Origin of the sequence: Sphingorhabdus sp. EL138 (assembly GCF_900258045.1) — a bacterium.
GTDB lineage: Bacteria > Pseudomonadota > Alphaproteobacteria > Sphingomonadales > Sphingomonadaceae > Parasphingorhabdus.
In genome coordinates, this window is record NZ_OGVD01000004.1 from 1,420,579 (window position 1) to 1,432,543 (window position 11,965).

Consider the following 11,965-nt stretch of genomic DNA (forward strand, 5'->3'; position numbering starts at 1 on the left):
CTGCATCTGGTAATCGCGCTCAGGCTTTTTTCTTGCGTCGGCGAAGAGACAATCGCGGTACGGCGTTGCTTTTGTTCAAAGCCTTACCGCGGCCGGACAGCGACGGATTGGTCATGAAATAGCGGTGCAGGTTGAAAGATTTTTCCGATGGTTCAACTCTTGTGTAACTGCCGTCGCTATTCAGTTCCCAGCTCTGTTCATCGTCAATCAGATTAGCGACCATCACCTGATCCAGTATCTGATCATGTACCGTCGGATTGGTTATCGGAATCATATATTCCACACGCCGGTCAAGGTTGCGCGGCATCCAGTCGGCAGAGCTTATGTAAAGCGCCGCATCATCATTTGGTAAATCCCCGCCATTGCCGAAAGCCCAAATCCGGCTGTGTTCCAGAAAGCGTCCGATAACCGACTTGACCCGAATATGATCAGACATGCCCGGCACGCCCGGTCGCAGACAGCAAATTCCCCGAATCACCAGATCAATCTCGACCCCCGCATTGCTGGCCGCGTAAAGTTTTTCGATCAACGCCGGGTCAACGAGCGAATTCATCTTTGCCCAAACTATACCTGGTTTCCCGGATCGCACGTTATCAATTTCACGATCAATCAAATCCATCAGGTCACGCCGCATATAACGCGGAGACATCGAAATCATTTCCAGTTTTTCCGGCTCTACATAACCGGTGATATAGTTGAACAGCTGCGCTGCATCTCGTGCAGCTTTGGGATCCGCCGTAAAGAAGCTGAGATCGGTATAAATCTTGGCGGTTACCGGATGGTAGTTACCGGTGCCAAAGTGGCAGTAAGTCCGATAACCCTCTTGTTCCTTGCGGATAACCATTGATATCTTGGCGTGGGTTTTCCACTCGATAAAACCATAAACAACCTGCACACCCGCCCGCTCCAGCGCGCTGGCCCAAAGCAAATTCTGTTCCTCATCAAAGCGCGCTTTCAACTCGACAATGGCTGTTACCGATTTACCGGCTTCTGCCGCATCAATCAGGGCTCGAATAACGGCAGACTGTTTGCCCGCGCGGTAAAGCGTCTGTTTGATCGCAACCACATCCGGGTCAGCCGCGGCCTGGCGCAGAAACTCAATCACCACCTCAAACGATTCATAAGGATGGTGAACAAGAATGTCTTTGTCACGGATCGCGGCAAAACAATCCCCGCCATGTTCACGAATCCGTTCGGGAAAGCGCGGGCTATACGGCGTGAATTTCAAATCCGGACGATCTTCGTCCACTAGCAAGTCAAGATCACCGATACCAACCAGGCCTTTCACCCGGCTTTCCGTTGCACCTTCTGTCAAAAGATTCTCGCGTAACAACGCAACAACCGCATCTGACAGGCCCGGCCCCATCTCAAGCCGGATGACATCACCCCGACGCCGGCGTTTGATGGCGCTGCGGAAATAGCGAACCAAGTCTTCGGCTTCTTCTTCCACCTCTATATCGCTGTCGCGAATGATCCTGAAAAGGCCGCTATTGGCTACATTATAGCCTGGAAATAACTGGTCTGAATAACATTGAATGACCGATTCCACCGAAACATATGTCGGTGTTTCATCGGGCATCCGAATGAAACGCGGCAAGCCTGACGGGATCATCACCAGTTCCCGTATCCTTTGGTTATCGGATTGCCTTATCAGATCAAATACCAAGCTGAGCCCCTTGTTCGGAATGAACGGAAAGGGGTGAGCGGGGTCAAGGGCCTGAGGTGTCAGAACCGGAAAAATCTGATCCAGAAAATGCTGCTTCAACCAGGCATCACTGGAATTCCCCAACTGTTCGGCATCAAGGACATGTATGTCCTCTTCCGCCAGCGCAGCGGACAGCTGATCCCAGACTTGCTGCTGATTGCCCATCAGCTTGTCGCTATGAGAAGCGATTGCCTGCAATTGCTGCTTGGCCGTCAATCCATCAGCAGAACGTTCCTCAATATGCTGACGAAACTGGCCGACTAGCCCAGCAAAGCGGACCATGAAAAACTCGTCCAGATTACTCCCGGAAATTGACAGGAAGCGCAGACGCTCCAGCAATGGATGCGAGCTATTCTGCGCCTCTTCAATGACTCTATCGTTGAATCCAAGCCAACTTAACTCGCGATTGAAATAGCGTTCGGAGCCCCCATCATCGACAGAAAATGAGCTGTGTTCTTCTTCGGTATCTGGTGCCTGGGGGACAAGACTATCCATTCAACCTTCCTTACCATCTTGGGCTGTTTTTGGTTCAGCGCCGGTTTCATGTTCATCCGCCTGCCGCTGCGCCAATGCATCAATGGCAATAGAGCGCGTGATCGGCTTTTTTCTTTCTATAGCAAGAATATTCATATTTTGCGCCAAAAGCTGAACATCTTGATAACTTCGTTCCATCCGTTTTCCGAGATAAGACAGCGCATCTTCAGAGATGGAAAGACCGCGCAGCGCAAAATATTTCTGGAACAACCCTGTAATCATTGCCTCGTCTGGCTGGCCTACCTCGATAAGCAGAGAAGCTGCCAAACGGGATTTAAGATCAGGAAGCTCGACGCCCCAATTGGAGACCGGTTCGGATGAGACGAGAAGCAACGGTTTTTCCTCTTGTCTGGCGCGATTCCAGAGATGGAAAAGGTCATTGTCGGTCATATCCCTTGCATCATCGACAACATGACCGCCGCTATCACGCCCAAATTGTTGCGCCATGGCAGATTTGCCTGCTGCTTTGCCGCCAATCAATATCGCAGTGAGATGCGGCCAACTTTGCCAATTACAGAGATGATCATGCGCCTGAGCATTGGCATCGGTAACGATATAACCATCATCCTGCGCTGCTAAGGCTGAATCCAAAGGAAGGGCAATTTGGTTCACTGGTCCTGCCCGTCACTCCCGGAATTCGATCCATTTGATGGACCGCCTCGAGTGATCCTGAGCGCCCCGCCCCCTTGCTGGACCTGCCACCCTTGCGCACGTAGCGCTGAAGCCAAAGTCGCAAGGTCACCAGCGTACGATACCTGCATCACCGACACACCGCCCAAGGCCAAACTTGAGGTAGAAGCCGAGGACACTCCCGGAACGGACCGGACCGATGCCTCACCACGACTGACCGCACCGACATCAGGCGTGTTAAACTGAACCGTATAAGTCGTTGCTGCGACGGTTGGCCCTGTAACAGTATTTGCTTCGCCAGACGCTTCGGACGCACCGCTGCCAGATGATTCAATGCCAGACAAGCCACCTTCAGCCGCCAATTCTGCCTCAATCTCCCGTTCGAGCGCTTCCAGATCGATCGAATCTTCAATAATCAACGACTTGTCCGTTTTCAAAAGACCGCTGGAAAGGGCGTTTGTGTAAAGGCCATCCATCCGCACAATCGCCTGGTCCATCATAGCCGGAATCCCGTCAGTGGATTTGGTCTTCAAAGAGAAACTGTCGATAAATTTGCTATCCGGACCGTAGCGGGCCGTAAAATGGGCCGTAACCGGACCACCGGGATATTCTCTTTCCATTCTGACAATCGGAATAATGACATCGGCGGCGCTGAACTGATCCAATATCATCCGCCACCATCTTCGGTTGCGACGATCAGCCTGCCCGGCGGTCAATACCAGTGATTCGCTATCCGAGCCATAAGCACGGACATAGTCAATCGCGCTGTCACCAGAGCGGAATCTGGCCCATGCCTTTTGCCACTCTGTTTTGCTTTCAAACACCTGCGGTGATCCGCCACTCCACATAATCGGTAGAACCAGCAAAGGCGGCGACCGCAACCGCCGTCCACTAACGCCAAGAATTTGGCCAGCACGAGCACGGTCGAACATCACGCCCAACGTAGCAATGTAGCGTTTCGGACCAATTTGCTCCTGTTCGACAATGATTGCCGACACAATATTATTGAGAGCGCCATCAGACAGCCCGGCAGTTTTCCCACCCTGAGTCCGGGCATAAAGAGTCTTCCACGCCTTGCGCTGCGCCTCTTCCCAGCCTTTTTGGCGCGCCTCAAAAGAATTATCGCCTCGTGTGTCGACCTCCACCCCGAAAACTTCAAAGTCACCACTGCTCGCAAGCGGTGCAACTCCACGGTCAGCTCCTTCCAACTGCGCATAAACAATACCGGCTGCAGCCAAGCCGAGAACCATAAAAATCGCAACAATAGGGGTTTTAAAACTGGTCAAAAATTTCATTTCCGCTCTTTTGATGATTATGACGTGGAAATCCACCCACGACTTGTCTAATCGCCTATTTTATGAGTGATAAACAAAACAACGAGCGAAATGAACCGGAATCATACACCTATGCGAAAGCCGGTGTATCGATCGAGGCAGGTAATGCACTGGTCAAGGCCATTGCACCGCTTGCCAAAGCAACTGCACGTCCGGGGGCGAATGCGGAATTGGGAGGGTTTGGCGGTTTTTTTGATCTAAAAGCAGCTGGCTATGATGACCCTCTGCTGGTCGCTGCAAATGACGGCGTTGGCACCAAACTGAAACTGGCCATAGACCATGACCGCCATGACAGCGTCGGCATTGATCTGGTTGCGATGTGTGTAAATGACCTGATCGTGCAAGGTGCGGAGCCACTGTTCTTCCTCGATTACTTTGCGACCGGCAAACTGGAAAACGGTGTTGCCGAGCGAGTCGTAGCGGGCATAGCGGAAGGCTGTAAAATATCAGGTTGCGCATTAATCGGTGGCGAGACGGCAGAGATGCCGGGCATGTATGCCGATGGTGATTATGATCTGGCGGGATTTTGCGTGGGTGCCGTAGAGCGCGAAAAAGCGCTGACCGGCACGCAATTAGCGGATGGCGATATACTTATTGGTCTGGCGTCCTCAGGCGTGCATTCCAATGGCTATTCCCTCGTTCGCCGTCTGGCCGAAGATAAAGGCTGGAAACTGGATCGTCCGGCACTTTTTGATCCTGAGGTTCTGTTGATCGAAGCATTGATTGCGCCAACGCGGATTTACGTAAAACCCCTGCTTCCCCTGATGCAATCCGGTCGGATCAAGGCATTGGCACATATTACCGGCGGCGGATTACTCGAGAATATCCCCCGTGTCCTGCCAGATGGCCTGCACGCCCATGTTGATGCCGATCGCTGGGATCAGCCGCGACTGATGGCTTTTTTGCAGGCTCAAGGTAATATCGAACCGGAAGAAATGGCGCGGACGTTTAATTGCGGTATCGGAATGATTCTGGCTGTGTCACCGGATGAGGCGGCCTCGATACGGTCGGATCTGGAAGCCGCCGGCGAAACCGTTCATGAAGTGGGTGTCGTCAAAACAGGTACAAAGGGCTGCACTGTGTCAGGTAGCACCGGAACTTGGTCGGCGCGAAATGATTGGACCGCAACTCACAATGGCTGATGCGTGATGCCTGAAATTGCCAAAGTGGCCGTGCTAATATCAGGTCGCGGATCCAATATGGCCGCATTACTATACGCCGCAAAGGCGGAAAACTGCCCGTTTGAAGTTGTTCTGGTGGCATCCAATGATCCGCAGGCTCCGGGGCTGAAGTTGGCGGAAGCGGAAGGCATTGATACTTTTGCCCACCCGCATAAGGGCCTAAGCCGCAACGAACATGACCAGATCATGCATGAAGTCATTGTCACTGCGGGCGCCGACTATGTCGCACTGGCAGGATATATGCGCATCCTGAGCAATGAATTCGTTCGCCAGTGGCAGGATCACATGCTCAACATCCACCCCAGCCTACTGCCGAAATATAAGGGCCTCGACACGTATCAGCGCGCGCTCGACGCCGGGGACAGCCATGCGGGATGCAGCGTTCATCTTGTGACCCCGGAACTGGATGATGGACCCGTGCTTGCACAGACAGAAGTTGCGATCCTGCCTGGCGATACCGCCGACATACTGGCCGACCGGGTTCTGATTGCCGAGCATCAGCTTTACGCCCCAACCCTCGCCAAATATGTGGCCCGCGAGGCCGATCCCGACTGGATATTGGAACAGGTCCGCACCCGCGCGCTCGCACTGGCGGAAACCCATGAACGGCCAAGTTTCGGAACACCGGGCTGGCGTGTGGGCAGCGAAAAGACCGGCAAATATTTTGCCTATTTTTCTCGCCGCCATTTCGGTGAAACAGGGACATCGGTTTTCGTGAAAACCAGTGGTCTCGACGAGCAAAGCGCTCTTCTTGATGCCGATCCCGATCTTTATTTCACGCCTAAGTTTTACGGTAAATCGGGCTGGATTGCGATCCGGCTGGATACCGGACACACAGACTGGGATCATGTCGGTGACTGGCTGGAAAAAAGCTGGCGCATGGTAGCACCAAAGAGACTCACCAAAATGATGGATATCGCGGCAGAATTCTAGGGAAAAATTCGCATCGCGGGAGGAGCAAACCTAAAGCGACAAGGAGGAGGGAGGATATGCCGCCATGGATTTGAGATCTGGGATGACTGCTCCATCCGCGATGCTTAAATATTCAATACGCCAGAACTGCAATAATATAGATACGGTATTAGGACCGTAGTCAATTTTACTTACATTCCTGCTTCCACGGCCAACCGGACCATATCGGCTGCACTGGGGGCATCCAGGCGTTTCATCAGGATCGCACGGTGCATCTTTATCGTCCGCTCGCTCAAATCCAGCTCATGCGCAATCTGCTTATTTAACAGACCCTTGGCGATATATCTCAACACTTCGCGCTGCCTTTTGGACAGGTCCTTGACGATTTCCGTCGCCCGCATGCGCCGCGCTTTGGCAAGGCTCGGACCATCGCTATCAATCTCTACCTGCGATCCCAGAAAAAACTCTAGTTCCCCGCCATCATCAAATAAAGGGGCAACAAGAACTGCATTTTGAAAAGGCGTGCCATCTTTTTTATAGTTGAGGATTTCTACCAGTACCGGCTTACGTTCCCGCACACCGCGGCGGATTTCTTCCGTAAGCCATGGTTCAGTGGCAGTTCCGGCCAAAAACCTGCAGTTTCTACCGATGATAAAGTCAGGATGGTAACCGGTGAGATCGGAAAACGCCTTGTTAGAGGAGACAATTGGATTGTCTGGAAGCCTCGGATTGCTGATGACCGAAGCAATCGGGCTGTTGTCGATCAGCGCCCGAACAGAGGCCTTTGGCAGACCAACCTTGGGGATTGACTGCTGCTCCGTTCCAATATTCCCTTCCTCGCTACTCATAAGATAAACTTAGTCTATGCATCTCCGACATGGCAAGCGGAATGCCACATGGTCCCGTCCTGTTTTGAGCCGTCTTCCTAACCGTTTAACAAGATTAAGGAACAACACCCTCGACCACCGATTTCGCGTTATCAACCCTTATCGCGGCGCCATTAATAAATTTGGATTCGTCCGATGCCAGGAACAGTACTGTATTGGCTATGTCATCGGGTTCCCCCAATGCGCTGGCCGCCGGTCCTTCGCCGGCTGGCCGCAAATCCGTTCTATCCATCATCTTCGGTCCGATTTCTTCGACCATCGGCGTCAAAATCCCTGCCGGATGAACGCTGTTACAACGGATATTATAGCCATTGTTGGCGCAGTGCACCGCGATGCTGCGGGTCAGGCTTTCCACTGCCCCTTTTGCCGCTGCATAGGCGGCGACAACAGGTTCTCCCTGAACCGACGCAATGGATGCCATGTTGATAATCGAACCGCCGCCGGAAGCCTTCATTGCCGGTACCGCATATTTGCATCCGAAAAATGTCCCGTCAGCACTGACCGCCATCACAAAGCGCCATTCTTCTGCCGTTTGGGTTTCGATGGTGCCGGGTTCAACCACACCTGCATTGTTGACTAGGACATCCAGCTTCCCGTGCCGGGACACAATATCTGCAATCAGGTCTTCCCATGCCGATTCATCGCGAACATCCTGCTTGTGAAATTCTGCCGCACCGCCAATTTCAGCAGCAACACGCGCACCATTATCTTCATCCATGTCGGTCAGGATGACTGTTGCGCCTTCGCGTGCAAACATCCGGGCATCTGCTTCACCCAATCCCTTTGCTGCGCCCGTAATGATCGCTATTTTTCCTTCCAGTCTGCCCATCCTGATCCCTCTCTTTTTTGCCAACTGTTCACAGGTTAGCAGCACATGCTAATCCCTCAGCCTAACAATATGAGGGAGAGCGGGATGGACAAGGTCGAAGAGCTGATAGCACGGGAGGAAATTCGTGACTTGCTGCACCGCTATTGCAAGGGAATAGACCGCAAAGACTGGACTTTGGTTCGGTCATGCTTCGCAGATGATCATGTTCACAACCATGGTGATTATTCGGGTCCACCGGATGAATTTGTCGGTTTTGCCAGTGAGATACTGAAAAAAGTTCCCGCCACACATCATTCCATTTCCAATGTGCATTTCTCTTTCAGCGATGATGGCAACAGCGTGTCAACCGAAGCGAATTTCGTTGCCTATCACTATGTGCAAGAGGGGACGCCGGAATTCGATCCGGTCCCGACCGGCGGCAAAGCCACGGACTGGATAGTGGCCGGTCGCTATTGTGACAAATTTGAAAAGCGCGACGGCAAATGGATTATCGTCCGGCGTGAAGCGTTTCACGACTGGGAACGCTATGACGAAGCCAATCCCAAAACCTAGTCCAAGCGGGCTTCAAAACTGATAGTGAAACTGTGGTCAGTTGATCCGTTCGAGGCAGCCAAGGCATAGGTCATGATCAGCAAGAAATGCTTGATTATTTGTTGCACTGGTCTGGTCCCACAATTCCGACCATCCGGCACAGGATTTCCCACTCCCGTACCAGTGATCAGATTGCGGATTAACAGATCATGCTTAAAATTCCGTGAAAGCCTTGAAAAACCGTCACTAAATCGGCGTCAGCCTAGCCTACGATTTCGTCTTCGTTGAAGAAGTAGGCGATTTCAATCGCCGCATTCTCATCGCTGTCGGAACCATGAACCGTGTTGGCTTCGATGCTTTCAGCCAGCTCCTTGCGGATGGTGCCCGGTGCGGCGTCGGCCGGGTTGGTCGCGCCCATGATGTCACGGTTACGCTGCATGGCGTTTTCGCCTTCCAGAACCTGAACGACGACGGGACCGCTGATCATGAAATCGACCAGTTCACCAAAGAAAGGACGCTCTTTATGGACCGCGTAAAAGCCTTCTGCCTGTTCGCGGGTCATGTGGATACGTTTGGAAGCGACAACGCGCAGACCTGCGTCCTCCAGCATTTTGGTGACCGCACCGGTCAAATTGCGCTTGGTCGCGTCTGGTTTGATGATCGAAAATGTCCGTGTACCGGCCATGATTTTGCTCCGTAATAGGGGTGTGAAATAAGTTTGCGCCGCCCCTAGCCGGACTTTTCAAGCATAGCAAGTTTTGTAAGACTTTCCTGCCTGATTTGCAGTCTAGTTCTTGCCGCCAGCCATCAAGGTGGTCGTCACGCCGCCATCTTCATCCTTGATAACGGAAATATTTATGCCCTCTCCATCGGAACGCTGGCCGCCAATCATCTGCATGTCCCCCGATTTGATTTCGGTTTGCACATCAATGCCCTTATCCTTCATCTGGTCCTTGTAAAAGCTGATCACCTCATCCTGGTCATCGGAGCTTTTGAAGACGATCATCGCCCCAGACTTACCATCACCCATACCGGCAATACTGCTTTGAATTTCCGCACCGGGATATAATTTTATGCCCATCGGCAAATCGGCGACCGCTTTCGATCCTGTCGCAATCCGGACCTCTCCGTCATCGGTTTTGATCACAGTTTCGCTATCGTCGCCCTCGCCGCTGACCGAATAGCTGCCTTTTCCGCCATCACCATCATCAAACGTGCCGGATGCGACCTCATCATTGCTGCCACAGGACATGGCGAACAAAACGACTGGCAGGATAAATAACTTGTTCATGAAAATGGCTCCATCCAAAAAATGGCGCGACCCATTCAGGATTGTAGGAGCAACGCCAAAAAAGCGCAAACGGCAATTATATCAGGGCCCTTCGACCCACCGGCCACCATCCTGTTTCCAATAACGCGGCGTAACGTCGTCTTTGGCCGATAGGGCTCGCCAGGCGGTTCTGGCATTGTCGATCTGTTCGGCGGTGAAGAGATAGAAAGCCCGGTCAAAAGCCAAAGCCTCATCCCGCCATTCACCATCGGTCAGCGCGATGTAACGCGCGCCGTTGGCTGCCTCACAATCCCCGGAAATCAGGATGGGCTGCGCTTCATCCTGTCCGTTTCCAGCCAGACCGTGGGCCAGAAAACTGCTGGGTCCAGCGCGCCACAAGGCATTGCTCAGCTTTTCCAGCTGGCCGACAAAGCTCGACACGAGCAACATCCTCTGTCCGCCATTCAGGGTTTTCTGGGCCAGAACGGGCACCAGTTTTTCCGCTGGATCACGGGTCAAATGATAAAAATCGACCTGCACCAGTCAAACGATCCTTCAAATTGGCTTATTGCTCAAAATGGTCGGCGACATATTGATCGAGCAGACGCACACCGAAACCGGTTGCGCCCTTGTCCCACACCGGACCGGGCTTGTCCGCCCAAACCATCCCGGCAATGTCCAGATGTGCCCATTTGACACCGTCTTTGATAAAGCGTTTCAGGAATTGCGCGGCGGTAATCGATCCTGCCCCCTTGCCACCGACATTTTTCATGTCTGCAATGGGCGAGTTGATCTGCTTGTCATAAGCGGCCGTGAGCGGGAAGCGCCAAAGCGGATCACCAGCTGTTTTGCCAGCCGCCAGCAAATTGTCGGACAGCCCGTCATCGTTGCTGAAACAACCGGCATGCTCATTGCCCAGCGAGATAATGATCGCTCCGGTCAAAGTTGCCAGATTGACAACAACCTCTGGCTCAAAGGTTTCCTGCGCCCAGTGCAATGCATCGCATAATACCAAGCGCCCCTCAGCATCGGTGTTAATGACTTCGATGGTCTGACCACTCATACTGGTCACCACGTCGCCAGGCCGCTGGGCATTGCCATCGGGCATGTTTTCAACCAGGCCGCAAATGCCAACGACATGCGCCTTAGCCTTACGCCCGGCGAGCGCCTTCATGGTGCCGGCCACCGCACCGGCTCCGCCCATATCCCATTTCATATCTTCCATGCCGCCCGGTGGTTTCAGCGAAATGCCACCGGTATCGAAGGTCACACCCTTACCAACCAGCGCCAGCGGCTTTTTTTGCGCGCCATTGGTGCCATCCCAGCGCATAGCAAGCATCCGCGGCGGCCGGACCGACCCTTGTGACACGCCCAGAAGCGCGCCCATGCCAAGCTTTTCCATTTCTTCCTGCCCGAGGACGGTAAACTCGACGCCCATGCCCTGAAGCTCTTCGCAACGCGCGACGAAGCTTTCCGGATAGATGACGTTCGCCGGCTCCGACACCAGTTCGCGGGTCAGCGCTACCCCGTCGGCGACGGCAGACAGGTCTTGCCAGACCTGCGCCGATTCCATGTCGGTATCCAGCACTGTTATGGTTTCCAGCGTCTGCTTCGCATTTTCCGGCATGGTCGTGCGATATTTATCGATTCTCCAGCTACGCAGTTTCGCGCCAAACAGCAGCCGTGCCAATTGATCTTGCTCCAGGCCCGATCCACTGATCACAAGGTGTTTTACGCCTGATGCAATTAACTTGGTGACAACCGCTCCGCCAGCCGCTTCGCAATCCTTGCGTTCCCCTTTTCCGGTACCGGTCAATATGACCTGTATGACCGCGTCGCCTTCTGTCACAAATGTCTGAAATGTCTGGCCGGTTTTTCCTTCAAACCTTGCCGCTTTGGCGGCAGTGCGGACCACTTTATCCTCTTCAACGTCGATCTTCGCGCTGTCCAGTGCATCTTTGCCAACGGCAATGGCAATTGCATCTGGTGTGGAAGACAGGCTTTCGGCAAAAGTGAATTTCATGGGTAAAACGTCCTTATCAATGGGTCAGCCGTATTCGTATCCCGGCTATATGATCTTCTGTTCAGGGTGGATCAATGAAAGATTGGCAGTGTCTTTGCAATCATCATTTCATCCGAGTTAATGATGAAA

12 protein-coding genes are annotated in these 11,965 nt (G+C 53.0%); 3 read left to right on the forward strand and 9 right to left on the reverse strand.

The features are described from left to right. Nucleotides 1-19 precede the first annotated feature (19 nt). Genes DK507_RS16725 through DK507_RS16735 form a run of 3 tightly spaced genes read right to left on the reverse strand, consistent with a single transcriptional unit; the run spans nt 20 to nt 4,164 of the window. Nucleotides 20-2,200, reverse strand: coding sequence for an RNA degradosome polyphosphate kinase (locus DK507_RS16725; RefSeq protein ID WP_109357419.1), 2,181 nt, complete (start codon nt 2,198-2,200; stop codon nt 20-22). Then, the gene (locus DK507_RS16730) at nt 2,201-2,851 is read right to left on the reverse strand and encodes a DnaA/Hda family protein (protein WP_109357420.1); all 651 of its coding nucleotides are present in this window, start codon (nt 2,849-2,851) and stop codon (nt 2,201-2,203) included. Beyond that, nucleotides 2,848-4,164, reverse strand: coding sequence for a hypothetical protein (locus tag DK507_RS16735; RefSeq protein ID WP_109357421.1), 1,317 nt, complete (start codon nt 4,162-4,164; stop codon nt 2,848-2,850). Before DK507_RS16735 ends, DK507_RS16730 begins: the two co-directional genes overlap by 4 nt. Before the next feature lie 62 nt (nt 4,165-4,226). Here DK507_RS16735 and purM point away from each other — a divergent pair, with 62 nt between their 5' ends. Beyond that, nucleotides 4,227-5,345 (forward strand): phosphoribosylformylglycinamidine cyclo-ligase, encoded by a 1,119-nt coding sequence (gene purM / locus DK507_RS16740; protein WP_109357422.1) that lies wholly within the window; start codon nt 4,227-4,229, stop codon nt 5,343-5,345. Nucleotides 5,346-5,351: 6 nt separating this feature from the next. After that, on the forward strand, nt 5,352-6,317 hold the full coding sequence (gene purN, locus DK507_RS16745; RefSeq protein ID WP_109357423.1) for a phosphoribosylglycinamide formyltransferase: 966 nt from the start codon (nt 5,352-5,354) through the stop codon (nt 6,315-6,317). Between the two features lie 170 nt (nt 6,318-6,487). Here purN and DK507_RS16750 read toward each other — a convergent pair whose 3' ends face one another. Beyond that, on the reverse strand, nt 6,488-7,144 hold the full coding sequence (locus tag DK507_RS16750) for a LuxR C-terminal-related transcriptional regulator (RefSeq protein WP_109357424.1): 657 nt from the start codon (nt 7,142-7,144) through the stop codon (nt 6,488-6,490). Nucleotides 7,145-7,238: 94 nt separating this feature from the next. After that, the gene (locus tag DK507_RS16755) at nt 7,239-8,012 is read right to left on the reverse strand and encodes an SDR family oxidoreductase (RefSeq protein WP_109357425.1); all 774 of its coding nucleotides are present in this window, start codon (nt 8,010-8,012) and stop codon (nt 7,239-7,241) included. A gap of 84 nt (nt 8,013-8,096) precedes the next feature. Between DK507_RS16755 and DK507_RS16760 the strand changes: the two genes are divergently transcribed. Continuing rightward, nucleotides 8,097-8,564 carry a nuclear transport factor 2 family protein gene (locus DK507_RS16760; protein ID WP_162559103.1) on the forward strand — a complete coding sequence of 156 codons (468 nt, stop codon included), beginning with the start codon at nt 8,097-8,099 and terminating at the stop codon, nt 8,562-8,564. Between the two features lie 241 nt (nt 8,565-8,805). On the opposite strand, the gene ndk is transcribed toward DK507_RS16760, so the two are convergent. The 4 genes from ndk to DK507_RS16780 form a co-directional block, all read right to left on the reverse strand. Beyond that, nucleotides 8,806-9,228 (reverse strand): nucleoside-diphosphate kinase, encoded by a 423-nt coding sequence (gene ndk, locus DK507_RS16765; protein WP_109357427.1) that lies wholly within the window; start codon nt 9,226-9,228, stop codon nt 8,806-8,808. 102 nt (nt 9,229-9,330) lie between these two features. Next, entirely contained in the window at nt 9,331-9,834 is a 504-nt protein-coding gene (locus DK507_RS16770) for a hypothetical protein (RefSeq protein WP_109357428.1), read from the reverse strand. Between the two features lie 81 nt (nt 9,835-9,915). Further along, on the reverse strand, nt 9,916-10,353 hold the full coding sequence (locus DK507_RS16775; protein ID WP_109357429.1) for a DNA polymerase III subunit chi: 438 nt from the start codon (nt 10,351-10,353) through the stop codon (nt 9,916-9,918). Between the two features lie 25 nt (nt 10,354-10,378). Further along, entirely contained in the window at nt 10,379-11,836 is a 1,458-nt protein-coding gene (locus DK507_RS16780; RefSeq protein ID WP_109357430.1) for a leucyl aminopeptidase, read from the reverse strand. Nucleotides 11,837-11,965: the final 129 nt, after the last annotated feature.